This is a genomic window from Sphingobium sp. WTD-1 (assembly GCF_030128825.1).
Taxonomy (GTDB): domain Bacteria; phylum Pseudomonadota; class Alphaproteobacteria; order Sphingomonadales; family Sphingomonadaceae; genus Sphingobium.
Genome location: NZ_CP119127.1, coordinates 3,109,252 through 3,133,562, shown reverse-complemented (window position 1 = coordinate 3,133,562; position 24,311 = coordinate 3,109,252). Strand labels below are relative to the sequence as shown.

25 protein-coding genes are annotated in these 24,311 nt (G+C 64.5%); 14 read left to right on the top strand and 11 right to left on the bottom strand.

The window, feature by feature from the left end:
* Positions 1-42: 42 nt before the first annotated feature.
* The 4 genes from mazG (at position 43) to N6H05_RS15675 (ending at position 3,656) form a co-directional block, all read left to right on the top strand.
* On the top strand, positions 43-822 hold the full coding sequence (gene mazG, locus N6H05_RS15690) for a nucleoside triphosphate pyrophosphohydrolase (RefSeq protein ID WP_284110424.1): 780 nt from the start codon (positions 43-45) through the stop codon (positions 820-822).
* Positions 795-1,298: a GNAT family N-acetyltransferase gene (locus tag N6H05_RS15685; RefSeq protein WP_284110422.1), complete on the top strand. Its 504-nt coding sequence runs from the start codon at positions 795-797 to the stop codon at positions 1,296-1,298. Before mazG ends, N6H05_RS15685 begins: the two co-directional genes overlap by 28 nt.
* A gap of 124 nt (positions 1,299-1,422) precedes the next feature.
* Positions 1,423-2,754, top strand: a complete 1,332-nt coding sequence (locus N6H05_RS15680; protein ID WP_284110421.1) for an NCS2 family permease — start codon at positions 1,423-1,425, stop codon at positions 2,752-2,754.
* Positions 2,751-3,656 (top strand): 5'-methylthioadenosine/S-adenosylhomocysteine nucleosidase, encoded by a 906-nt coding sequence (locus N6H05_RS15675; protein ID WP_284110419.1) that lies wholly within the window; start codon positions 2,751-2,753, stop codon positions 3,654-3,656. Before N6H05_RS15680 ends, N6H05_RS15675 begins: the two co-directional genes overlap by 4 nt.
* Here the strand turns inward: N6H05_RS15675 and hflX are convergent.
* The 7 genes from hflX to dusB form a co-directional block, all read right to left on the bottom strand.
* On the bottom strand, positions 3,653-4,984 hold the full coding sequence (hflX, locus tag N6H05_RS15670; protein ID WP_284110418.1) for a GTPase HflX: 1,332 nt from the start codon (positions 4,982-4,984) through the stop codon (positions 3,653-3,655). The two genes, N6H05_RS15675 and hflX, sit on opposite strands and share 4 nt — an antisense overlap.
* 75 nt (positions 4,985-5,059) lie before the next feature.
* Positions 5,060-5,542, bottom strand: a complete 483-nt coding sequence (hfq, locus tag N6H05_RS15665) for an RNA chaperone Hfq (RefSeq protein ID WP_004212587.1) — start codon at positions 5,540-5,542, stop codon at positions 5,060-5,062.
* Positions 5,543-5,698: 156 nt separating this feature from the next.
* On the bottom strand, positions 5,699-7,072 hold the full coding sequence (gene ntrX / locus N6H05_RS15660) for a nitrogen assimilation response regulator NtrX (protein ID WP_004212586.1): 1,374 nt from the start codon (positions 7,070-7,072) through the stop codon (positions 5,699-5,701).
* Positions 7,062-9,317: a sensor histidine kinase gene (locus tag N6H05_RS15655; protein ID WP_284110417.1), complete on the bottom strand. Its 2,256-nt coding sequence runs from the start codon at positions 9,315-9,317 to the stop codon at positions 7,062-7,064. The genes ntrX and N6H05_RS15655 overlap by 11 nt, the downstream gene beginning before the upstream one ends.
* A gap of 98 nt (positions 9,318-9,415) precedes the next feature.
* A complete protein-coding gene (ntrC, locus tag N6H05_RS15650; RefSeq protein WP_284110416.1) occupies positions 9,416-10,858 on the bottom strand; it encodes a nitrogen regulation protein NR(I) in 1,443 nt (480 codons plus the stop codon).
* The gene (locus N6H05_RS15645; protein ID WP_284110415.1) at positions 10,858-11,967 is read right to left on the bottom strand and encodes a two-component system sensor histidine kinase NtrB; all 1,110 of its coding nucleotides are present in this window, start codon (positions 11,965-11,967) and stop codon (positions 10,858-10,860) included. The genes ntrC and N6H05_RS15645 overlap by 1 nt, the downstream gene beginning before the upstream one ends.
* Positions 11,964-12,986, bottom strand: coding sequence for a tRNA dihydrouridine synthase DusB (gene dusB / locus N6H05_RS15640; RefSeq protein ID WP_284110414.1), 1,023 nt, complete (start codon positions 12,984-12,986; stop codon positions 11,964-11,966). The genes N6H05_RS15645 and dusB overlap by 4 nt, the downstream gene beginning before the upstream one ends.
* A 129-nt stretch (positions 12,987-13,115) precedes the next feature.
* Here dusB and N6H05_RS15635 point away from each other — a divergent pair, with 129 nt between their 5' ends.
* Positions 13,116-14,285, top strand: a complete 1,170-nt coding sequence (locus N6H05_RS15635) for a bifunctional 2-C-methyl-D-erythritol 4-phosphate cytidylyltransferase/2-C-methyl-D-erythritol 2,4-cyclodiphosphate synthase (protein WP_284110412.1) — start codon at positions 13,116-13,118, stop codon at positions 14,283-14,285.
* A gap of 7 nt (positions 14,286-14,292) precedes the next feature.
* Entirely contained in the window at positions 14,293-14,811 is a 519-nt protein-coding gene (locus N6H05_RS15630; protein WP_004212578.1) for a CinA family protein, read from the top strand.
* On the opposite strand, the gene N6H05_RS15625 is transcribed toward N6H05_RS15630, so the two are convergent.
* Positions 14,757-15,233, bottom strand: a complete 477-nt coding sequence (locus N6H05_RS15625; protein WP_026109377.1) for a type II toxin-antitoxin system RatA family toxin — start codon at positions 15,231-15,233, stop codon at positions 14,757-14,759. The genes N6H05_RS15630 and N6H05_RS15625 overlap by 55 nt on opposite strands.
* Positions 15,234-15,240: 7 nt before the next feature.
* Entirely contained in the window at positions 15,241-16,221 is a 981-nt protein-coding gene (lipA, locus tag N6H05_RS15620) for a lipoyl synthase (protein WP_004212573.1), read from the bottom strand.
* 38 nt (positions 16,222-16,259) lie between these two features.
* Here lipA and N6H05_RS15615 point away from each other — a divergent pair, with 38 nt between their 5' ends.
* Genes N6H05_RS15615 through N6H05_RS15605 form a run of 3 tightly spaced genes read left to right on the top strand, consistent with a single transcriptional unit; the run spans position 16,260 to position 17,938 of the window.
* Entirely contained in the window at positions 16,260-16,898 is a 639-nt protein-coding gene (locus N6H05_RS15615; protein ID WP_284110410.1) for a carbonic anhydrase, read from the top strand.
* A 13-nt stretch (positions 16,899-16,911) separates the two neighbouring features.
* Entirely contained in the window at positions 16,912-17,730 is an 819-nt protein-coding gene (locus N6H05_RS15610; protein ID WP_284110408.1) for an NYN domain-containing protein, read from the top strand.
* On the top strand, positions 17,633-17,938 hold the full coding sequence (locus N6H05_RS15605; protein ID WP_284110407.1) for an acylphosphatase: 306 nt from the start codon (positions 17,633-17,635) through the stop codon (positions 17,936-17,938). Before N6H05_RS15610 ends, N6H05_RS15605 begins: the two co-directional genes overlap by 98 nt.
* Positions 17,939-18,064: 126 nt before the next feature.
* On the opposite strand, the gene N6H05_RS15600 is transcribed toward N6H05_RS15605, so the two are convergent.
* The gene (locus tag N6H05_RS15600; protein ID WP_284110406.1) at positions 18,065-18,520 is read right to left on the bottom strand and encodes a universal stress protein; all 456 of its coding nucleotides are present in this window, start codon (positions 18,518-18,520) and stop codon (positions 18,065-18,067) included.
* 189 nt (positions 18,521-18,709) lie between these two features.
* Here N6H05_RS15600 and N6H05_RS15595 point away from each other — a divergent pair, with 189 nt between their 5' ends.
* Genes N6H05_RS15595 through N6H05_RS15580 form a run of 4 tightly spaced genes read left to right on the top strand, consistent with a single transcriptional unit; the run spans position 18,710 to position 22,487 of the window.
* On the top strand, positions 18,710-20,014 hold the full coding sequence (locus N6H05_RS15595; protein WP_284110405.1) for a pyruvate dehydrogenase complex dihydrolipoamide acetyltransferase: 1,305 nt from the start codon (positions 18,710-18,712) through the stop codon (positions 20,012-20,014).
* Entirely contained in the window at positions 20,014-20,415 is a 402-nt protein-coding gene (locus N6H05_RS15590; protein WP_004207606.1) for an acyl-CoA thioesterase, read from the top strand. The genes N6H05_RS15595 and N6H05_RS15590 overlap by 1 nt, the downstream gene beginning before the upstream one ends.
* Before the next feature lie 40 nt (positions 20,416-20,455).
* Positions 20,456-21,871 (top strand): dihydrolipoyl dehydrogenase, encoded by a 1,416-nt coding sequence (gene lpdA, locus N6H05_RS15585; protein ID WP_284110403.1) that lies wholly within the window; start codon positions 20,456-20,458, stop codon positions 21,869-21,871.
* Positions 21,849-22,487 carry a phosphatase PAP2 family protein gene (locus N6H05_RS15580; protein ID WP_284110401.1) on the top strand — a complete coding sequence of 213 codons (639 nt, stop codon included), beginning with the start codon at positions 21,849-21,851 and terminating at the stop codon, positions 22,485-22,487. The genes lpdA and N6H05_RS15580 overlap by 23 nt, the downstream gene beginning before the upstream one ends.
* On the opposite strand, the gene N6H05_RS15575 is transcribed toward N6H05_RS15580, so the two are convergent.
* Positions 22,461-23,921 carry a DUF2142 domain-containing protein gene (locus tag N6H05_RS15575; RefSeq protein WP_284110400.1) on the bottom strand — a complete coding sequence of 487 codons (1,461 nt, stop codon included), beginning with the start codon at positions 23,919-23,921 and terminating at the stop codon, positions 22,461-22,463. The two genes, N6H05_RS15580 and N6H05_RS15575, sit on opposite strands and share 27 nt — an antisense overlap.
* A gap of 182 nt (positions 23,922-24,103) precedes the next feature.
* Between N6H05_RS15575 and N6H05_RS15570 the strand changes: the two genes are divergently transcribed.
* Complete coding sequence (locus tag N6H05_RS15570; RefSeq protein ID WP_284110399.1) at positions 24,104-24,301, top strand: hypothetical protein; 198 nt, start codon at positions 24,104-24,106, stop codon at positions 24,299-24,301.
* Positions 24,302-24,311 lie beyond the last annotated feature (10 nt).

Here is a 24,311-nt window from a genome sequence, read left to right as displayed (position 1 = left end):
ACTCTATCGCCAAAGCCATCCATTCCTCGCATCAGGTTCCTCATGTCCGACACCAGCAAAGCCAGTCCCGCCGATATCATGCCGATCGCCAACGTCATGGCGCGGCTGCGCGATCCGGAAACGGGCTGTCCCTGGGACATCGAGCAGGATTTCGCGAGCATCGCCCCCTACACGATCGAGGAAGCCTATGAAGTGGCGGACGCGATCGAGCGTAACGACATGGCTGACCTGCGCGATGAACTGGGCGATCTGCTGCTGCAGGTCGTCTTCCACAGCCGCATCGCCGAACAGGCCGGCCATTTCCGCCTGCAGGACGTGATAGACAGTATCGCAGACAAGATGATCCGGCGTCATCCGCATGTCTTTGGCGAAGGCGCCCGGCGTGAGGATGGCCATGCCCAGTGGGAAAGCATCAAGGCGGCTGAGCGCGCCGACAAGATCCCCGATCCGAGCGCCATGGCCGGCGTGGCGCAGGCGCTCCCCGCGCTGCTGCGCGCCGAAAAATTGCAGAAGCGGGCCGCCCGCACCGGCTTCGACTGGCCCGATGCCCAGGGCGCGATCGCCAAGATCCATGAGGAACTGGACGAGGTCGCCAGCGCGACCAGTCATGCCCATCGGGAAGAAGAGGTCGGCGACCTGCTCTTTGCTGTCGTCAACCTCGCACGCCATCTCAAGATCGATCCTGAAGTCGCCTTGCGTGGCGGAAATGCCAAGTTCGATCGTCGTTTCCGCCAGATGGAGGCAATCGCCGGCGATGCGTTCGTGGGCCTGTCGCTCGACGAGAAGGAAGCGCTATGGCAGCAGGCGAAGCAGGCGGAATGATCAGGCCGGTGACGCCGGCCGATCATGACGCGATCTGGGCAATCCTGGAACCCGTGCTGCGCGCTGGCGAAACCCTGGCGGTCGATCGCGCGATCGGCCGCGAAGATGCCCTTGCCCTGTGGCTGTCCCCAGACCGCACCGTCCGCGTCGTCGAGGAGGATGGCGCCCTGCTCGGCATCTTCTACGTCCGCGCCAATCAGCCGGGCGGTGGCAACCATGTCGCCAATGCCGGCTATGTCACCGCTGCCCACGCCACCGGACGCGGCATTGCCCGGCGCATGTGCGCGGCCTCCTTCGATCTGGCCCGCGATCTCGGCTTCAGCGCCATGCAATATAATTTCGTGGTTTCCTCCAACAGCCGCGCGGTCGCGCTGTGGCAGGCGATGGGCTTTGCCATAGTCGGCCGCATGCCCGATGCCTTTGCCCATCCAACGCTGGGGCTGGTCGACACATTTGTGATGTATCGTTACCTTTGACGCGGCGCGTGCGCGGCGGCATAGGGCGCGCAATCGCGACCATCGCGCATAGGGGGTATCTGGTGTCAACTTCGCTGTCCGGGCCGGCCATGGCCCCTTCCCTTTTCCTGCCCGGTTGCGCGCGATGACCGCTCCCCTGTCCTCCTGGCTCGACAGACGTTTCCAGATAGCTGCGCGCGGCAGCAATGTGCGCACGGAAATCGTCGCGGGCATCACCACCTTCCTCACCATGGCCTATATCGTGCTGGTCAACCCGGCGATCCTGAGCGAGGCCGGCATGCCGCTGGTGGGCGTGGCCGCCGCAACCTGTTTCGCTGCGGCCTTCGCCAGCATCCTGATGGGCATGGTTGCCAATGTCCCGCTCGCACTGGCACCGGGCATGGGCCTCAATGCCTATTTCACCTATTCGGTCGTGCTGGGCCTGGGCATTCCCTGGCCAGTGGCGCTCGGCTGCGTCTTCCTCTCCGGGGTCGCCTTCCTGGCGCTGACCTTGGCGGGCATCCGCCAGATGATCCTGGCTGCCATCCCGCCCCATCTGCTCGCGGCGGTTGCCGGTGGCATCGGCCTTTTCATCGCCTTCATCGGCCTGCGCAATGCCGGCATCGTCGTCTCCAACAGCGCCACCTCGGTCGCGCTCGGCGACCTTCGCTCCGCGCCGGTGCTGCTCACCCTGTTCGGCCTGACGCTGATCGCGGGCCTGTCGATCCGCCAGGTGCGCGGCGCGATCCTGATCGGCATCGTTGCCACTACCCTGCTCGGCCGGCTGGTCGGCGCGCTGCATTTCACGCCGACGCCCTATGATGTCTCGGCACTCGGCAGCACCGCCTTCCATCTTGATCTTGGTGCGGTCTTCGCCGGCAGCCATGGCATCGGCGTACTGGAAATCATCTTCGTCTTCCTGTTCGTCGACCTGTTCGACAATCTCGGCACGCTGATGGCCGTGACCAAGCGCGCGGGCCTCGCTCGCCCGGACGGCAGCGTGCCCAATCTCAACCGCATCCTGATCGCCGACGCGGCCGCGACCATGGTCGGCGCGACGGCGGGCACCAGCACCGTCACCTCCTATGTCGAAAGCGCAGCCGGCGTTGCGGCGGGCGGGCGCACGGGCCTCACCGCCATCGTTACCGGCCTCCTCTTCCTGGTCACCATCTTCGCCGCGCCCTATGCCGGCCTGGTGCCGCTCTATGCGACGGCGCCGGCGCTGATCCTGGTCGGCAGCCTGATGATGGCGCCGCTGGTCGAGGTCAGTTGGGAAGAACCGTTCGAGGCCGTCCCCGCCTTCCTCACCCTCGCGCTCATCCCTCTCACCTTCTCGATCGCCAACGGCATCGCCTTCGGCATTGTCGCCCATGCGATCCTGAAGCTGCTGCGCGGCAAGATGAGCCGCACCGACTGGCTGCTCTTCCTGCTCGCCATCTTGATCGTCATCCGCTTTGCCTGGGTTGCCGCCGCATGAAACTCCTCCTCGCCCTGGTCGGCCTGCTGACCGCCAGCCCTGCCCTCGCCCAGAAGCTCGACGAGCAGCCGCGCACGGCGATCATGACCGCCTTCCCGCCCGAACATGCCGCGCTGGTCGGCCGGATCGAGCAGCCCCGCACGGTGCGCGTCAACGGCGTGCCGGTGACGCTTGGCCAGATGGCCGGCAAGCCAGTACTGCTGGTCGAAAGCGGCGTCAGCATGGTCAATGCCGCCATGACCACCCAATGGCTGGTCGATCGCTTTGCGGTGAAACGCATCCTCTTTTCCGGCATCGCCGGCGGCATCGATCCGTCGCTGCATATCGGCGATGTCGTGGTGGCGGCCGACTGGGGCCAGTTCATGGAGAGCACGATCGCGCGTGAGGCGCCGGGCGGCTATGCGCCGATCTTCCGCACACCGGGCAACGACCTGCCCAATTATGGCATGATCTTCCCGCGCGATGTCGAGGTCGGCAATGAGGCCGAGGCCAAAAGCTGGCACCGCGCCTTCCCGGCCGATCCCGCTCTGCTCGCCGTCGCGCGCGCCCTGTCATCCTCGGAAAGCCTGGCCCGCTGTGCCGATGCGGCCGCTGCCAAATGCCTGCCGCATCAGCCCAGCCTGCATGTCGGCGGACGCGGCATCAGCGGCCCCGCCTTCATGGACAATGCCGCTTATCGCCAATATCTTTTCGCGACTTTCCAGGCGCAGGTGCTGGATATGGAAAGCGCAGCGGTGGCGCAGGTGGCTTATGCCAACCGCGTGCCCTTCCTGGCCTTTCGCAGCCTGTCCGACCTCGCCGGTGGCGACGCGGAGCAGAACCAGATGAGCGTCTTCATGGCGCTCGCCTCAGCCAATTCGGCCCGCGTCGTGCAGGATTTCGTGGCGCGACTGCCCGATTAACGATCGCGCTTGAGGAAGCGGGCGAGACCGGAGTCGGACAGGCGGACATCCACCTGCATCTCCGCCTCGCTCGGCCGGGTCGCCAGCACCTCGCCATGCTCATGTAGCCAGGCAAGGGCGGCACCATCACTGATCGGCAGGCGCAGGCTGTGAACCCGCGCGCCACGGGTCAGTCGGGCGCTGATTGCCCGCTGTAGCTTGTCGACACCTTCGCCGGTCAACGCCGAGATAATGACGACATCGTCACGCCGGGCCGCCGTCTCGCGGGCCAGCGCGGCCTGTTCCTCGTCGAGCAGGTCAAGCTTGTTCCACGCCTCGATAATCGGCGGCGGATCAGCCTCGCCATCGCCACGCTCCAGGGCACCTTCGCCGGCCACGCCCAGTTCGCTCAGCACGTCCAGCACATCGTCGCGCTGGGCGTCCGTGTCGGGATGGGCAATGTCACGGACATGGACGATGATATCGGCCGACAGCACTTCCTCCAGCGTCGCGCGGAAGGCCGCAATCAACTGGGTCGGAAGGTCGGAGACGAAGCCCACAGTGTCGGACAGGATCGCCTTGTCCAGCCCCGGCAGCACGATCTGCCGCATCGTCGGGTCGAGCGTGGCGAAGAGCAGATCCTCCGCCATCACCTCGGCGCCGGTCAGGCGGTTGAACAGGGTCGACTTGCCGGCATTGGTATAGCCGACCAGCGCGATCACCGGCCAGGGCGCGCGCTGGCGCCGAGCGCGATGCAGGCCGCGCGTCTTGGTCACCTGATCCAGTTCGCGCCGGATCTTGGCCATGCGGTCGCGGATCATGCGCCGGTCCGCCTCGATCTGGGTTTCGCCCGGACCACCCAGGAAGCCAAAGCCACCGCGCTGGCGCTCAAGATGGGTCCAACTGCGCACCAGGCGGCCGGCCTGATAGTCGAGATGGGCGAGTTCGACCTGCAACCGCCCCTCGTTGGTGGCGGCGCGCTCGCCGAAAATTTCCAGGATCAGCCCGGTCCGGTCGATGACCTTGGCGCCGGTTCCCTTCTCCAGATTGCTCTGCTGCACAGGGGTCAGCGCATTGTCGACGATGACCAGTTCGGCCTCTTCCTGGTTCACCAGCGTGGCGATCTGGTCGACCTGGCCGCTGCCAAACAGGGTTGCAGGCTTGCGGTCGCGGACGCGGAAGCTCTGGGCCGCGCGCACATCAATACCGATGGCGAGGGCCAAACCACGGGCTTCCTCCAGCCGGGCGTCGCTGTCGCGGCGGTCGCCGCCGTGGGTTTCGGCATGCACGACAACGGCGCGCGCACCGCGCGCCACTTCGTCCTCGGAGTCGCGATTGAATATGGCCATGTCAGCTTAGAGCATCTGGCCGCGCTCCGGTCTATCCGCGCGGATCGGCAGGAAGACCGGATGCGGCGCGGACGATCAGTCGTCCTGCTCGTTCTCGCCCGACAGGTCGAGCGAATGGAGCGGTTGCACGGTCGAAATGGCGTGCTTGTAGACCAGCTGCACCATGCCGTCACGTTCCAGCAGCATGCAGAACAGATCAAAGGCGGCGATCTCGCCCTGGAGCATGACGCCGTTGACCAGGAACATGGTCACCGGGCTGCCCGACTTGCGCACGGCGCTCAGGAAGATTTCCTGCAGCAGGCGCGGCTTGCCATTGCCGTCGCTGGCCTTGCGCAGATCGGTCAGGTCCATCGTCTGGGCCGGCATGACCGTCGAAATGGCATGCTTGTAGACCAGCTGCGACTGGCCATCCCGGCGCAGCAGCACGGAAAAATTGTCGAACCAGGTGATGATACCCTGCAGCTTCACGCCCTTGACCAGGAACATGGTCACCGGGGTCTTCGACTTGCGCAGGCTGTTGAGGAAAATATCCTGAAGGTTGTTCACTTTGTCGGCCATGGTTTTTGCCAGTCCTTTATTGGCGGGACGTTACCCGCTCTCGCACCTCTGGGCGGAGGTGTCTTGCCTGCCCCCGCTTGTCGAGGGCGAAGCAATCCTACCGCAATTGCGAAGGGGCGTCCATGCCTGACATCGCCATCAGGACTTTCCCCAGCGTCAGCCGTCCTTTCCGTCGGTAATGCCCAGCAATTTCAGTTTGCGATGCAGCGCAGACCGCTCCATGCCGATGAAGGTCGCGGTGCGCGAGATATTGCCGGAAAACCGCCGGATCTGGATGCGCAGATATTCCCGTTCGAAACTTTCGCGCGCCTCGCGCAGCGGCGCGCCCATGATGGCGGACTGGCCGATGCCATCGCCGCCGCCCCCGCTCGTCAATTCAGCCGGCAGCATGTCCAGCTCGATCCGGCCGATCCGATCGCCCGGTGCCAGGATCATCGTCCGTTCGATCACATTGCGCAGCTGGCGGACATTGCCCGGCCATTCATTGGCCTGCAATGCGGCCATCGCGTCGCTGGCGATCTCCGGCGGGTTGACGCGACGATCGGCGGCGAAGCGTGCCAGATAATGCTCGACCAGCGGCGGAATATCATCGCGCCGCTCGGACAGCGACGGAATCTGCAACGGCACGACATTGAGCCGATAGAAGAGATCCTCGCGGAAGCGCCGCTCCTCGATTTCCGCCGTCAGGTTGCGCGCGGTCGAGGAAATCACCCGCACGTCGACCTTCACCTGCCGCTGCCCGCCGACGCGGGTGAAGCTCTGGTCGGTCAGCACGCGCAATATTTTGCCCTGGGTGGTGACGGGCATGTCGGCGATCTCGTCCAGATAGAGCGTGCCGCCATGCGCCTGTTCCAGATAGCCCGGACGCACCAGCCCGCTGGGATCCTCTACGCCGAACAGTTCTTCCTCGACCCGATCCGGGTCCATCCGCGCCGCGGCGACGATGATGAAGGGCGCATCGGCCCGCCCGCTCCAGCTGTGCAGCATGCGGGCGGCGACTTCCTTGCCGACGCCCGCCGGCCCGGAAATCAGCACCCGGCTGCCGGTGCCTGCAACCTTCTTGATCGTCGCCCGCACGCCGTTGATCGATGCCGACGTGCCGGTCAGCTCATCATCTTGGCCAAAGCGCGCGCGCAGCGTCTGGTTCTCGCGCCGCAGCCGCTCGGTCTCGGTGGCCCGCGCCACCAGATGCAGCAGCCGGTCCGCCTCGAACGGCTTCTCGATGAAATCGGCCGCGCCCTTGCGGATCGCCGCTACCGCCGTGTCGATATTGCCATGACCGGAAATCATCAGCACCGGGACGGTCGCGTCGCGCCGCTTGATCTCGTCCAGCAGTTCCAGCCCGTCGAGCTTCGACCCCTGCAGCCAGACATCGAGCAGCACCAGCGAGGGGCGCCGGCTGTCCAGCGCCTCGATCGCGCTGTCGCTGTTGGCGGCAGTGCGGGTCGTGAAACCCTCATCTTCCAGCACACCCGCAACCAGATCGCGAATGTCCTCTTCGTCGTCGACTATCAGAATATCAAGCGCCATTGGCCGTCACTTTTCCTTTGGGCAAGGCAACCACCTGCCCCTCTTCCAGTTTCTCCAGGGCCGCGACAGGGAAGCGCAGCGTAACCCGCGCGCCCCCGCCTTCCGCGTCATCGAAGCGGATTTCGCCCATATGTTCTTCGACAATCTTCTTGACGATGGCCAAGCCCAAACCCGTCCCCTTCGACCGGGTGGTCATATAGGGCTCCAGGATGCGCTCACGTTCGGGCGGCAGGCCGATGCCATCGTCGCGCACCTCGATCACCAGCGCGCCCTCGACTTGATGGAGGCGCATGCGGATATTGCCACGCACATTGCCCTCTTCGGGCACGGGCTTGGGCTCGATCGCCTCGACCGCATTCTTGACGATGTTGGTCAGCGCCTGACCGAGTTGGCGGCGATCGCAGACCATTTCCATGTCGCCGTCATCGGCCTCGAATGCGAAGCGAATGTCAGGATGGGCCACCTCGTGCAAGAACAGGGCGTGGCGAGCAATATCGCCCAGCGCCTCGCGCCGGAACACCGGCTTGGGCATGCGGGCAAAGGAGGAAAACTCGTCGACGATGCGGCGCAGGTCGCCCACCTGACGGACGATCGTGCCGGTCAACCGGGCAAAAGTCGGCTTGTCGCTCGTCACCTCCTCGCCATAGCGGCGCTGCAGGCGCTCGGCGGCCAGCTGGATCGGCGTCAGCGGGTTCTTGATCTCATGCGCGATACGCCGCGCCACGTCCGACCAGGCGGCGCGGCGCTGATCCGACAATTGCTGGGTGATGTCGTCGAAGGTCAGGATATGGCCGGACACATCTTCGGACACCTTGACCGCCAGCGTGCGCAAATCTCCCTGGGCGCGCACCTGGACAATCCCGGCATCCTCCTGCGACGCAACCAGTTCGGCCAGCTCAGCCGAAATCTCGGCCAGCGGCCGTCCGACCGGATCATCGCCTTCACGCACCAGGATCGCAGCGGCCGAGCTGTTCAGCAACTGGATCACGCCGCCGCGATCGACCGAAAGCACGCCGGCACTCACGCCCGACAGGATCGCCTCGATAAAGGCGCGCCGCTCGTCAAGCTGGCTGTTGGCCGCGACCAGCGCGCCGGTCTGCGCTTCCAACCGCTGGGTCATGCGGTTGAAGGCGGAGGCCAGCGTGCCGATTTCGTCCCGGCTGGCCGGGCTGGTCACGCGCGCGGACAGGTCGCCCGCCGTGATCTTGCGGGCCGCTGTCACCAGTTCATTGACCGGCCGCACCATCCAGTCCGCCACCGCCAGCGCGATGTAGACGGCGATGCCGACCAGCAACAGCGATCCGACGAACAGCAGCAGGTTGAACCGCAATTGCAGCGCGCGGGATTGGGCCGCGAACAGGTCATAATCGCCCAGCACCTTCTGCGCCCGCTCCACATTGGAGAAGGACGAACTGCCGGCATTGCGCGTGGCGTAGAGATAGATTTTGGAATTGGGGTAGAGCAGCGTCACCGCTTCGATCTGGTTCGGCTTGGCGGCCACCACCACATCCTCGCCGGACGCCAGGCGCTTCACGACATCGGCGGACAGCATTTCGGATGCCGGCCGGCTCTCGGGGTCGACCGTCGCGGCGGTCCGCGCCACGCCGTCCTTGCCGATCTCGATGATCGCCGACCGGTTCAGCTTTCGCGTCACTACCTGATAGATATAGCCTTCGGCAAAGCGCGGGCTCGAAACGCTCGACTGGCCCAGATAGTCGCGCAAGTCGCTCGCCATGGTCAGCGTCTCGTCGCGGACCTCGCGCAAATTCTGCTCATAATAGCCGCGCGCCAGATCGCTGGCATTTTGCAGCATGCCGCGTGCGCTGTCCGAAAACCAGAATTGCACGCCATATTGGAACAGCAGCGACGCAAAGATCACCACCAGCAGCATCGGCACGCTGGCCACGACCGAGAAGATCGCCACCAGACGGACATGAAGCTGGCCATCGCTGCCGATCGCCGATTTGGCCGCCCGACGCTTGGCCACGCGACGCCCCAGCAGCATCAGCAGCGCGATCGCCGGCACCAGATTGGCAACCAGCAACAGCGCCACGATCGGCGGGGTCAACAGGGTATAGGACTGGTCCTGCCCAGACAACAGGCGATAGGTCAGGCCAGCGGTGCCAAGAAACAGGATGAGCGTGACCGCTTCGATCGCGGCGGCTAGGCGACCGTTGCGCAGGTAAGGCCGGATCAGCCTTGCCCAAGCCTGCCCCCGTCGGGGGATTGTCACCGCACCAGTCATAGTGGCTTCGTTACAACAATGCCGTGCCCGATCAAACACAGTTTTTACATAAAACCATGTCGCTGGTCGATGCGATTGGGCACTTCGTCCCGCCGCCGCTAATCGCTCAACCGCAGTTGCAGCGGATCGAGACCATAATCGGTCAGCTTCTTGCGCAGCGTATTGCGATTGATGCCGAGCAGGCCGGCAGCCCGGATCTGGTTGCCATCGACGCTGGCCAGCGTTTCCTGGAGCAGGATCGGCTCGATCACTGCGAGCAGATTGTCGTGCAGGTTGGGATCAGTCTGACCAAGGCCTACGCCAAGCTGTCGCTTGGTCCATTCCCGCACGGCCTGCGCCAGTTGGCCTGCCGGCGCGGCATGGTCGGCGGGCATTGCATCAAGCGGGAGCGCATGGCGCAGCATATCCGCCGCGATCACATTCTCACGGCTCAGCACGGCCAGGCGCTGCATGATATTCTGAAGTTCGCGCACATTGCCCGGCCAATGATAGGCCATCAGCAGCTGCGCCGCGTCGTCGGACAGGGCCTTGCGCGGCAAGCCGTCCTGCGCCGCCCGATCCAGAAAATGGCGGGCCAGCAAGATCACGTCCTCGCGTCGTTCGCGCAAAGGCGGCAGCGACACCGGCACGACATTGAGCCGATAATAGAGATCCTGCCGGAACCGGTTTTCCTCGATCAGCCGCGGCAGATCCTTGTTGGTGGCGGCGATGATGCGGACATCGACCCGCACCGGCTTCGACCCGCCGACCGTGGTCACTTCGCCTGACTGGAGCACGCGCAGCAACCGGGTCTGAGCCTCCATCGGCATGTCGCCAATCTCGTCCAGGAACAGGGTGCCGCCCTGCGCCTGCTCGAACTTGCCTGCGGTGCGCGCCTGCGCGCCGGTAAAGGCCCCCTTTTCGTAGCCGAACAGTTCTGCTTCGATCAGTTCGCGCGGAATGGCCGCCATGTTGATCGCGACGAAGGGCCGGGTGCGCCGCTGACCCAGGCTATGGATCGCTTCGGCCACCAGTTCCTTGCCCGTTCCCGACTCGCCCAGCACCAATATGCTGAGATCATTGGAAAGAACGCGGGCAATGGTGCGATAGACCTCCTGCATGGCAGGCGAGCGGCCCACCAGCGGCAGGCCATCATGCGGCAACCCCTGCTCGGTTGCGTCCGCCCCGCCCGATCGATGCCCCAAAGCGTCCGCGACAGCTCGCGTCAACTCATTGAGATCGAACGGCTTTGGTAGATATTCAAACGCCCCCTTCTCGGTCGCCCGGATCGCGGTATTCAGGGTGTTCTGTGCGGAAAGAATGATAACATTCAGGTCAGGCTTGCGCTCGATAATCTCCGCCACGCCATCCAGCCCATCGCCGTCTGGCAGCATGACGTCGGTAATCAGAATGTCCGGAGAAAAACTCTCCATCAGCGCCGTGCGCTCACGGATCGACCCGGCGATCTTCACCTTGTGCCCCTGACGCCGCAGAGCCTCCCCCACCACGACGCAGATGGCGGGATCATCATCGACAACCAGGACCGTACCCGTCGCGGCCATCAGCCCATTCCCATCGGCAGCAGGATGCGGAAGGTGGACTCCCCGACTTCCTGATCGCGGGAATATTGCACGAAACCGCTCATGTCCCTCACCAACTTGTCTACCAGTGCCAGGCCGAGCCCCTGCCCGTCCCGCTTGCCCGTGATGAACGGGTTGAAGAGGTGGTCTAGAATATGTTCGGGTACGCCCGGCCCATTGTCGATCACCACGATCTCGATCGGCAGCACGGCGCTGCCCTTGCGGTCGCCGACCAGCACCGACATGCCATGCCGGAAAGCCGTCTCCACGCGAATGCAGGGCTGTTCGACATGCTCCAGCGCTTCCGCCGCATTCTTCAGCAGATTGATCATCACCTGCACTAGCGCATCGTCATTGATGATCGCGAATGGTAGGGACGGATCATAACGCTTTATAATTTTTACATTCTTTGCAAATCCGGCTGCTGCAATATGCGATGCGCGATCGATCAACGGATAAATGTTGCCGGGGCCGCATTCCAGCGTGCGATCCGTCGTGAAATCCTGCATCCGATCGATCAGCGCGGCAATCCGATCAACCTCGTTGCAGATCAACTGGGTCAGCGCTGCATCGCTGCCGCCGTTGCTCGTTTCCAGCAACTGCGCCGCACCGCGAATGCCCGACAGCGGATTCTTGATCTCATGAGCCAGGATCGCCGCGGCACCGACCGCCGATCGCGCACCGCCTGCCGTGCCGCGATGGCCGATCTTGCGGGCCTGTCCCTGCGCATGGATCGACACGACCCGCCAGCCCTCATGATCGACGATGGGGGAAATCATCAGGTCCACCTCCATCTCGGCGGTGCGACCGGCATGGACCTTGATGTCATAGGCGGCGATCGGCTTGTTGCTGTGCCAGATATCGAACCGCGCGCCAGCCTCCGCGATGCGCACCGTGCGCGCCACATCGCTGCCGATGATCGCCGACCGCGCCATGTTGAGCAGGGTTTCCGCCCGCACATTGGCATCAGCAATGCCGTTGTCCGGTCGCACCACCAAGGTCGCGACCGGCAACGCCGTCATCAGTTCCGACAGGGATGGTCCATCCTGCTGCATCTGAAGCGGCGGGAGGGACGGCAATGGCATGGTCATGCAGCCTGAAGTGCGACCGCCGGTTCATCCGCCGCGATCAGCGGCTCATAAAAGGCGGCCAGCATATCCAGCACCCGCTGCGCGTCGGCCTCCTGATTGACCGTGTTACGGAACTCCGCCGATCCGGTCAGGCCCTTGGTGTACCAGCCGATATGCTTGCGTGCCATGTTGACGCCGGTCATATTGTCATAATGATCGAGCATCATGCGATAATGTTCTGTGATCAGGTCATATTGCTCAGCAAGGCTCGGGTCGGCACGGCGCTCGCCGGTAGCGAACCAGTGCATCACCTGGCCCAGCAGCCAGGGCTTGCCATAGGCGCCACGGCCGATCATCACGCCATCGGCACCGCTCTGGTCGAGCGCGGTTTCAGCGTCCTCGATCGAGCAGATGTCGCCATTGACGATCACCGGCAGCTTGACCGCATCCTTGACCGACCGGACGAAGCCCCAGTCGGCGCTGCCCTTGTACATCTGGCAGCGGGTGCGGCCGTGAACCGTGATCAGCTTCGCACCCAGATCCTCGGCGATATGCGCCAACTCGGGCGCATTGAGGCTCGAATGATCCCAGCCCATGCGCATCTTGACCGTCACCGGCACATCGACTGCCTCGACCGTGGCCTTGATGAGCGCTGCCGCCAGCGGCAGGTCGCGCATCAGCGCGCTGCCCGCATCGCCATTGACGACCTTCTTCACCGGGCAGCCCATGTTGATGTCGATGATCGCCGCGCCGCGATCAGCGTTCAGCCTGGCGGCTTCGGCCATTTCTGTCGGCGAACAACCGGCCAACTGCATCGACACCGGTTCTTCCAGCGGATGCCAGGCAGCCTTCTGCAAAGACTGGCGCGTTTCGCGGATCATCGCCGCGCTCGCGATCATCTCGGTGACGTTCAGGCCCGACCCGAAACGGCGAACCAGGGTGCGGAAGGGCATGTCGGTAACGCCCGTCATCGGCGCCAGGATCACCGGCATATCGACCGTCACCGGTCCAACGGAAATGGAGGAAAGCCTGCGCGTCATCTTCTATCACTGCCTAAAAAACAGGCAGCCCTTAGCCGAAAATGGCCGCGACGACAAGGCGGGCGCCAAGGACGCGCGTTACGCTTTAGAGGTTGGCGAGCATGGGGCAGAGCGTCTAAGCGCCGCTGCATGACATCGAACAGCAGGATCGCCGCGCTGATCGTCGCCGCCGGACAGGGAAGCCGGGCCGGTGGCGACATTCCCAAACAATATCGGCAGATTGGCAGCAAGGCCGTGCTCGCCCATGCCCATGACGCGCTGACGGCGCATGACGGCGTGTCGGCCATCCACATTGTGCTGGGCGAAGGCGAGGAAGACCGTGCTCAGGCTGCACTCGGGGATCGCACCGCCCATTTCGTCACCGGCGCGGACAACCGGCGCGGTTCGGTCCGGGCCGGGCTGGAGGCGATCGCGACAGGGGGTGGCGCTGACATCGTGCTGATCCACGACGCCGCCCGCCCCTTCCTTCCGCCATCGGTAATCGATCGACTGCTGGCCGCGTTGGCGGATGCCGAAGGCGCCATCCCTGCCCTGCCCGTCGCCGACACGCTGGTGCGCAGCGACGGCGCGCGGATGGGCGACGGCGTCGATCGCGCCAGTCTTCATCGCGTCCAGACGCCGCAGGCCTTCCGTTTCGAAACGATCCTGGCCGCGCACCACGATTGGGACGAGACTCAGGAAGCCACCGACGATGCCCAGATCCTGCGCGCCTGGGGCCATGACGTCATCTTGGTGCAGGGCGATGAAAGGCTGGAGAAATTGACCTATCCTGAGGATTTCGCTCGCGCGCAAGCGCGCATCATGGACGCCCGCACCACCCGCGTCGGCATGGGCTATGACGTCCATCGCCTCGCGCCCAACGAAGAATTGTGGCTCGGCGGCGTGCTGGTCCCGCATGAACGGGGCCTCGCCGGCCACAGCGATGCCGATGTCGCGCTCCATGCCATCGTCGATGCGATCCTCGGCGCGCTCGCCGATGGTGATATCGGCAGCCATTTCCCGCCGTCCGATCAGCAATGGCGCGGCGCCTCGTCCGATCGTTTTCTCGCCCATGCCCGCGATCTGGTCCTGAAACGGGACGGCCGGATCGACCATATCGACCTTACCATCATCTGCGAAGCGCCCAAGATCGGGCCGCATCGCGACGCCATGCGCGCCCGGATCGCCGAGATATTGGCGGTTCCGCTCGACCGGATCAGCGTGAAAGCCACCACCACCGAGCGGCTGGGTTTCGCCGGCCGGCGCGAGGGCATCGCCGCGCAGGCGGTTGCCACCCTCTCCCTCCCCACGCTATTCTGAGCCGACCATGCCCAATACCATCCTGCCCGCCCAGCTCGTCGACCTCGCCGAAAAGGTCATCATCGCCAACCGCCGCGCCGGCCGCACCGTCGCAGTCGCGGAAAGCTGCACCGGCGGCCTGGTATCCGCAGCGCTTACCGAAATCGCCGGCTCCTCCGACGTCTTCGAGGCCGGTTTCATTACTTATTCCAATGACATGAAGGCGGAACTTCTGAAAGTTTCACATGACGTGCTGGACACGTTCGGCGCAGTCTCCATAGCCACCGCCTGGGCGATGGCACAGGGCGCCCTCAAGAAAAGCCACGCCCATGTCGCGGTCGCCATCACCGGCATCGCCGGGCCGGGCGGCGGCAGCGAGCAGAAGCCAGTCGGCACCGTCGTCTTCGCCCGCGCAGAACGGGGCGGCAGCCCCGACAAGGTCGTGGCCGACATGCATCATTTCGAGGATAATGGTCGGGGCGGCGTCCGGCTTCAGGCGGCGTTGTGTGCGCTCGAACTGCTGCTGCCCGATTCGCCGGCGCCGTAAAGCGCTGCCGCGCGCGTCTCGAACGCGCCGATCATCTTGCGCAGCGCCTTGTCGAAGAACTGGCCGGCCAGCATCTCGAATATCCGGTTCTTGAATTCGAACTCGACCTCGAAATCAACCAGCACGCCGCCCTGCCCGTCGTCGCGGAAGCGCCATTCATTGTGGAGATGCTTGAGCGGGCCGTTGAGATAATCGACCCGGACATGGTCCGGGCGATGCTTGTGGACGCGCGAGGTGAAGCTCTCGCTGATCCCCTTGAAGCCGACAATCATGTCCGCGACCATCTCGCTTTCGCTGTCCGAGCGGATACGGATCGCGCTGACCCAGGGCAGGAATTGCGGATAGGCCGAGACGTTCGACACCAGGTCGAACATCTGTTCCGGACTATAGGGCAGTTGACGGGTCTCGTTATGCTTGGGCATTCGCCAGTCAGGCCTTCGTGGCGGCCGCCTTGGCCAGCTTCGCCTCGCGCGCGGCGCGCATCTCGGCGAAGTCCTTGCCGGCATGATAGCTCGACCGGGTCAGCGGGCTCGATGCGACCTGCAGGAAGCCCTTGGCCCGCGCGATCGCCGCATAGGCGTTGAACGCCGCCGGGGTGACGAATTCCATCACCTTGGCATGCTTGGGCGTGGGCTGCAGATATTGGCCCATGGTCAGGAAGTCGATGTCGGCCGAACGCATGTCGTCCATCACCTGGTGGACTTCCAGACGCTCTTCGCCCAGGCCCAGCATGATGCCCGACTTGGTGAAGATCGACGGATCGAGCTTCTTGACGCTCTCCAGCAGACGCAGCGACGCATAATAGCGCGCGCCAGGGCGAATGGTCGGGTAGAGCCGGGGCACCGTCTCCAGATTATGGTTATAAACGTCCGGGCGCGCTTCGACGATCATCGCGACCGCACGTTCATGCTTGTTGCGGAAGTCGGGGGTCAGGATCTCGATCGTGGTACCCGGCGTCGTGCGGCGCAGCGCCTCGATCACCTTGACGAACTGGCTGGCGCCGCCATCGGGCAGGTCGTCGCGATCGACCGAGGTGATGACGATATGTTCAAGCCCCATCTCGGCGGCGGCATCGGCCAGGTTCTGCGGCTCGTTGACGTCCACCTTGCGCGGCATGCCGGTCTTGACGTTGCAGAAGGCGCAGGCGCGGGTACAGACATCGCCCAAGATCATCACCGTGGCGTGCTTCTTGGTCCAGCATTCGCCGATATTCGGGCAGGCCGCTTCCTCGCAGACCGTGTTCAAACCCTTTTCCCGCATCAGCTTGCGCGTCTCGTGATAAGCGGGACTGGTCGGCGCCTTGACGCGGATCCAGTCAGGCTTGCGGGCACGCTCGGTCGTGGCGGGCTGACCGGGGACGGGGATCGGGGCAATGTCGTTCATCGGCCCCAGATAGCGATGCAGGACCATACTTGCCAGCCCTCTCTTTGTGCGGCACATCAATCATCATGACCGACTTTGCAGACATGCTCGAAGGCTATCGCCGCTTCCGTGACACCGGCTGGTCCCAGCAGCGCGAGCGATGGGACGAACTCAACGAGGGGCAGAGCCCCAAAGTGATGGTGATCGCCTGCTCCGACAGCCGAGTCGACCCGGCCCAGATCTTCGACACCAGCCCCGGCGAAATCTTCGTCGTGCGCAATGTCGCCGCGCTGGTGCCGCCTTTTGAAACCAATCCCGGCTGGCACGGCGTGTCGGCTGCGCTGGAATTTGCCGTCCAGGTGCTCAAGGTCGGCGAGATCGTCGTCATGGGCCATGGCAAGTGCGGCGGCTGCAAGGCGGCGCTCAGCCATGACCTCAAGGACGCGCCTCCGGGCGAAGGCGGCTTTATCCATAACTGGATCCAACTGCTCGATGATGCCCGCGACGTGGTGGTAGGCCGCTATGGCGACCAGCGCGACCGGGATGTCGAGCGCGCCATGGAGCAGGAAGGCGTGAAGGTCAGCCTTACCAATTTGCGCAGCTTCCCTTGCGTGCGCGCCAAGGAGAAGAGCGGCGAACTGAAGCTGGTCGGCAGCTTCTTCGCTATTGCCGATGGCCAGCTTCACATATTGGACGAACAGACCGGCGTCTTCGCCGCAGCCTGACGGGAGGCACATCATGCCCATGCGGCAGGAAGGGCGCGGCAATATCGCCCTGTTGATCGACGCAGACAATGCGTCGGCGGCCCATTTCGACGCGGTCATGACGGTGCTGGCGGAGCTGGGCACGGTCAATATCCGCCGCGCCTATGGCAATTGGAACAAGGCGACGCTCAAGACCTGGGCGGCACTGTCAGTCGCGCAGGCGATCGAGCCGCAGCAGCAGTTCGACCTGACCAAGGGCAAGAATGCCACCGACATGAAGATGACAATCGACGCGATGGACCTGCTGTCCAGCGGGCGCGTCGACGGCTTCGGCCTGATGTCGAGCGACAGCGACTTCACCCCCTTGGTGACGCGGCTGCGCCAGGACGGCATTCCGGTCTATGGCTTTGGCAACGCCAATGCGCCCGAGGGCTTTCGTCGTGCCTGCACCCGCTTCATCGACGTCGCGGCACTGCGGCCGGTCGAAGTGCCGGTGGCCAAGCCCGCAGCGGCGCCCAAGAAGAAGGCACCAGCCAAGAGCAGCGCGGCTGCCAAGCCCGTCGCAACGCCGACCTTCTCGCCACCGCCAGCGGCAACGCCTGCACCGGCAGGCACAGGCGCAGCGGTGGACCCGGAAGTCGTCCGTTTGCTTATCGACGCCTATGACGAGGCGAAACGGGACGAACGCGGTTTCGTCGCCCTGGGACCAGTCGGCCAGCGGGTCGGCAATCGCTCCAGCTTCGACGTGCGCAATTATGGTTTCAAGCGCCTGTCCGATCTGGTCGCCGCCATCCCCAATTTCACCACCGAAGTGCGCGAAGGCGGCCAGACCTGGATCAAGCGTATCCGCTGATGTCGGCCAGCGCCCGCCATCTGATGATCCTGGGCTGGTGCAGCGCGTCTTTTACCGCAACTGGACAGTCGACACCGTGTGTAGCCTGGTTTCAGCGGGTTGGGTAGGCAATCGTATGGACCGCAGTGCCGAATTATCGGTACAAGACGAAGGAGCGAGCGTGAGCGATTTGTTGCCCTGGTGCAGGACGGGTCGCTCGCTGTGCTGATTACCAGGATCACGGCAATTAGGTGTCGCGGTCACGCAAAAAGCAAGACGCGCAGCGCGCGCTGGTATGACGGCCCAATTGGCCGATCACCTACCCCCATAAATCGGGCCATTGGGCGCTCGCTGTTCAGCTCAGCCGGTCGATCGCGTCGCTGTCCAGGCCGCCGGGAATGATCATGATCGGGCAGGGCATTTTGCCCGCGTCCGATCCGGTGAAATGGGATACCAGGGCACCGGGCGGGCCACTGGCGGCAGCACCCAGGACCAGCGCGGCGACATCGTCCATTTCCTCCAGCGTCTTGCGCACGACCGCGACGGGATCGCCCTGGCGCACGGTGATGCTGGGGCGGATGCCAGATTCGTCGGTCAGCGTGCCGGCCGCACTGGTCACCAGCGCTTCGGCCCGTTGCAGCGCTTCATCTTCCATCGTCGCCTGAACGCCGCCCCACTGGACGAATTCGGACGGCGGGATGAGGGCCAGGATGCGGACGGTGCCCGCCGTCTTGGCGGCACGGCGCGCGGCGAAGCGCAGCGCGGTTTCCGCTTCGGGCGATTCGTCCACGACCACCAGATATGTCCGCATTGTTCGATATCCCCGAGAAACAAAAATCGGCCTTGCCGGCCCGTCAAAACTGCCCCGACGAACCAACGAGGTGAAATGTGGGGCATTATGGGCCCTTGCGCAAGGCGTGGCCTTGACCGTTCCGGCCAAAGGGTGAAAACGGGCTCCGAAACGGCGCGTGCCAGATAATCAAGAAGAGGCCCCGAACGCATGAGCAAGACGATCCAGATGCCTGCCCTGTCCCCCACCATGGAGGAGGGCACGCTGGCCAAGTGGCTGGTCAAGGAAGGGGACAAGGTATCGTCCGGCGACCTTCTCGCCGAGATCGAGACCGACAAGGCCACCATGGAATTCGAAGCGGTCGATGAAGGTACCGTCGCCAAGATCCTGGTGTCGGAAGGCGCCGAAGGCGTGAAGGTCGGCACCGTCATCGCGATCATCGCCGAAGAGGGCGAGGATGTCGCCGCAGCTGCCGCCAGCGGTGGCGCTGTGCCCGCGCCCAAGGCTGATGCGGTGCCGGCCAAGGCCGAAGCCGCCGCCCCCGCCGCCAAGGCTGATCCGGTGCCGGCGAAGGCGGCTGCGCCTGCCGCCGCTCCGGCGGAAGGCCGCGTGAAGGCGAGCCCGCTCGCCCGTCGTCTGGCCGAAGCCAAGGGTGTCGATCTGGCCGCTGTCGCCGGCTCGGGCCCGAACGGCCGCATCGTCAAGGCCGATCTGGATGGCGCCGCTGCCGCGCCGGCCAAGGCCGCTGCACCGGTTGCCGCCCCGGCCGCTGCTGCGCCCGCCGCTGCCCCGGCGCCGGTGGCCGCCGCCGCACAGGATTTCGGCATCCCGCACGAAGTCATCAAGCTCAATGGCATGCGCAAGACGATCGCGCGTCGCCTGACCGAGTCCAAGCAGCAGGTGCCGCACATCTACCTGACCGTGGACATTCAGCTCGACAAGCTGCTGAAGCTGCGCGGCGAGCTGAACGCCGGCCTGTCGGGCCGTGGCGTCAAGCTGTCGGTCAACGACCTGCTGATCAAGGCGCTGGGCGTGGCCCTGATGCAGGTGCCCGAGTGCAACGTGCAGTTCGCCGGCGACCAGATGCTGCAGTTCAAGCGTGCCGACATTTCGGTGGCCGTGTCGATCCCCGGTGGCCTGATCACCCCGATCGTCACCGGCGCGGACATCAAGGGCGTGGCCGCCATCTCGAACGAGATGAAGGATCTGGCCGATCGCGCCAAGGCCGGCAAGCTGCAGCCGAGCGAATATCAGGGCGGCACCGCGTCGCTGTCGAACATGGGCATGTTCGGCATCAAGCAGTTCGAGGCGGTCATCAACCCGCCGCAGGGCATGATCATGGCGATCGGCGCGGGCGAGAAGCGTCCCTTCGTGGTCGATGACTCGCTCCAGATTGCGACCGTCATGTCGGCGACCGGCAGCTTCGATCATCGCGCGATCGACGGCGCCGATGGCGCTCGCCTGATGAAGGCGTTCCGCGAACTCATCGAAAATCCGCTGGGCATGCTGGCCTGATGGCGAAGATCGACGAGCAGCCGCCGGAGCATAGCCCGGCGGTGCGCGTCATCGCCATGCCGGCCGATACCAATCCCCACGGGGATATTTTCGGCGGCTGGCTGATGAGCCTGATGGATTCGGCTGCGGGTTCGGTCGCGGCGCGCTACAGCCACGGCCGTGCGGTGACGATCGCGGTAGAGGGCATGACCTTCCACCGTCCGGTCATCGTCGGCGACGAAGTGTCGGTGTTCGCGACGCTCAAGTCGGTCGGCCGCACGTCGATGAAGATCGATGTCGAGGCGTGGCGCCGAGCCCGTCATGACGACCGGTCCTATCGCGTGACCCAGGCGACCTTCACCTTCGTGGCGATCGGTGAGGATCGCCAACCCCGTTCCGTGCCGCCGCTGCCTGCTCAATAAGGGCGCGGCCTGACCAAGATATCGAATAGCGAGAGAGACCATGGCTGATACCTATGACCTGATCGTCCTCGGCTCCGGCCCGGGCGGCTATGTTGCTGCCATCCGGGCGGCGCAACTGGGCCTCAAGACCGCGATCGTGGAGCGCGAAAATCTGGGCGGCATCTGCCTCAACTGGGGCTGCATTCCGACCAAGGCGCTGCTGCGTTCGGCTGAAATCTTCCATTATATGCAGCATGCCAAGGATTATGGCCTGGCAGCCGAGAAGATCAGCGCCGACATCGAAGCGGTGGTGAAGCGTTCGCGCGGCGTCGCCAAGCAGCTCAATCAGGGCGTCACGCACCTGATGAAGAAGAACAAGATCACCGTCCACATGGGCGATGGCAAGCTGACCGGCAAGGGCAAGCTGACCGTCACCAAGGATGGCAAGAGCGAAGAACTGACCGCCAAGCATATCATCGTCGCGACCGGCGCCCGCGCCCGCGACCTGCCGCAACTCAAGGCTGACGGCAAGCGCGTGTGGACCTATCGCCACGCCATGACCCCGGCGGAAATGCCGACCAAGCTGCTGGTCATCGGTTCTGGCGCGATCGGTATCGAGTTTGCCAGCTTCTACAACGACATGGGCGCTGATGTGACCGTGGTCGAGATGATGGACCGGATCGTGCCGGTCGAGGATGCCGATGTCTCGGCCTTCCTTGAAAAGGCAGTCAAGAAGCAGGGCATGACCATCCTGACCGGCGCCAAGATCGAGAAGATCGCCGCGACCGACAAGGCCGTGACCGCGACCATCAAGGACAAGGCCGGCAAGGACATCACTGCCGAATATAGCCATGTCATCGTGGCGATCGGGATCGTCCCCAATGTCGAGAATATCGGCCTGGAAGATGTCGGCGTCGAGCCGGATCAGCGCTATCATATCAAGACCGACGCCTATGGCCGCACCAATGTAGACGGCATTTGGGCGATCGGCGACGTCACCGCGCCGCCATGGCTGGCCCACAAGGCGAGCCATGAAGCCGTCACCACGGTCGAGGCGATCGCGCAGGCGCTGGGCAACAAGGATGTCCACCCGCATGCGATGGACGTCCGCAACATTCCGGGTTGCACCTATTGCCACCCGCAGATTGCATCGGTGGGCCTGACCGAAGCCAAGGCCAAGGAAGCGGGCTACGACGTCAAGGTCGGCATGTTCCCGTTCATCGGCAACGGCAAGGCGATCGCGCTGGGCGAGGCCGAGGGCTTCACCAAGACCGTGTTCGACGCCAAGACCGGCGAACTGCTGGGTGCCCACATGATCGGCGCGGAAGTGACCGAAATGATCCAGGGTTACACCATCGGGAAGACGCTGGAGACGACCGAGGCCGAACTGATGCAGACGGTGTTCCCGCACCCGACCATCTCGGAATCGATGCATGAAAGCGTGCTCGCCGCTTATGGGCGTGCGCTCCATATCTGATCGGCATATGGTGCTGAAAAAGGGCGCGGGGATATTCATCCTCGCGCTTTTTTGCGTGCTGGGAATCGCGCTGGCGCAGCGTAATGGTCTGCTCGACGATCTGAACATCGGCCTGATGGGCGCCGCCGGGCGGGCACGGGATACGAGCGGGGGCGCCATTGTCACCTTGCTCATGCAGATTGCTTCGGCGGTCGGCGGCACGGTGGGGCGTTTGTGCCTGCTGGCTTTGGCCCTGGCCTTTCTTTGGCGGCGCGCGCGTGATCGGGCGATCTGGCTGCTGCTGCTGGTGATCGGTGGGACGCTGCTCAATCTGGCGCTCAAGCAGGTCTTTGCCGCACCCCGGCCCGACCTGCTGCCGCATCTCGACATCGTCCACACCTACAGCTTTCCCAGCGGCCATTCGGCAGGGAACATGATGTTCTTCGGCGCGCTCGCGATGCTGCTCGGCATGCGCTCGGCCTATGGGGCAGCGGCAGTGATGATCGCGCTGATCGGCGCCAGCCGGGTATGGCTGGGCGTGCATTGGCCAAGCGACGTGATGGCCGGATGGATCGAAGGGCTGGGCTGGCTTATGCTGTGTGCGGTCTGGCTACCAGCGCGGCGAGGGCAGCAGTAAGGCGCGGCCGATGCTGCTGTGCGGCGGCATGCCGTCGGCGGTGACGAAGCCATGGACCCAGAAACTGTCCCAGGCGCTGAGCATCGCGACCAGCAGCAGGGCCAGGCCCGCGCCGGCGCAAAGCAGGCGAGCGCCGCGCAGCGGGGCGGCCGGCATCAGCGCCAGCAGCACAAGCGGCAGCAGCGGCAGGAAATAACGGCCCTGCGTCCCCTGGACATAATCGGCGCCAAGCGGCGTGCCGGTGAGATACATGGCGGTTTCGATCAGCAGCGCGGTGCCGAGCGCGATCGCCAGCCACCAGAGGCGCTGGCCGAGGCCGAAGCGCGCGCCCGATCCGCTCAGCACCGCGCTGCCCAGCATCAGCAGGGCAAGCGGGTAGGCGAGCAGCGGCAGCAGGATCGCGTTCCAGCCGAAGCGGCCGACGATCTGCAGCGCATAGACTGGTGCCCGTTCGATGATGCTGGACGCGAGGATGCGGGCATAGCCGGCCGGATCGGCCAGGATCACGGCGAGTTGCTGGGCCAGCGGCGCGGTCAGCACGCTCTCCCCGGTCTTGCGCGAGGTGATGTGATAGAGCGCCTGGCTACCGCCGTTCGCCTTCATCCAGACAGCGAAGATGACAGCGCCCAGCATCATCGCGCCAAGGATCAGCGCGTTGCGGGGCAGGCTGGCGCGGCTGGACCAGCGGAGGCCGGCGGCCATCAGCGGTAGATAGACGCCCTTGGCCAGCGCCAGCAGCGGCGCGGTGACGAGCGTGGCGGCGGTGCCGGCGCGCTGCGGCGCCATGAAGCCGATCCGCAGCGCCAGAGCGAGGCCGAGAAAACCGACGCCGTTGATGACCGCATCGGGCGAGAGCGAGCCGATCTGGTAGCAGAAGGTCGGCAGCAGCGCGGTGCCGAGCAGCGCCATGCGGCCGAAGGGGATGAGGCGCAGCGCGGTGCCGAGCAGCAGCAAGGCGGTCAGCGCATTGACGATGCGGCCGGCATAGAAGGCGCCGATGCGCGGCAGGCCGAGCGCGTCGCCTATCGCGAGGCCGACGGCGCCGAGGGCATAGAGGGTCGGCGCATAGCTGGCGACATTGGGAAATTCGGCAAAGCGCGTGCCGGGGCGGGCGACGTCCGCGGACCAGGCTCGATCGATCATCGCCTTGTCATAGCGGTGGCGTTGGCCGTCCGGTTCGGTCGGGAAATCGACGGCATGCAGGTCAACCGCGGCGTTTGGTAGCTCTGCGCCGATCCGGTCGCCCTGGATTTGCGTCACGACCTGGCCCTGCGACAGGGCCAGCGCCTTCATATAATGCTGGTTCTCGTCGGGCGCCTGAAAAGGCGGAGTGAGGATTGAGAAGAACATCGTCGCGAGGGCTATGGCGAGAAACAATATCTGTTCGAGGCGCGACCATGGCGCGATAACCGCCTTGTCGGTATCAAAACCCATATTAAAAGAAGATCGATCGCTTCGCATGTCCGCCTTGTATATCGATGCTGATACATCGTAGATATGCCCCGTTAACATTTTACATTGGGAAATTGGCAAAGATGAAGCCGAACGGCAGTGGCACGGACGGCTTCATAGAGACTGTTTGAGAGTGGCCGATGGCGGGATTGGAAAAGCGATAGATGCGCTGGATTGCCGTCGATACCGATAGCCGGTTGCTCATGGTCACTCTGACATTGCCGACGGTGCATATAGACCGCACCCGCCTGATGGACGTTGCTGCCTATCAGGCCTTCGTCCTTGAAGTCATTTCAGGGCCGCTCCCCTCCTCCTCTTTACCCCGGCCTGAGGATCAGCCAGCTTTGTTTCGTCATATGTGACGAAGGGGAC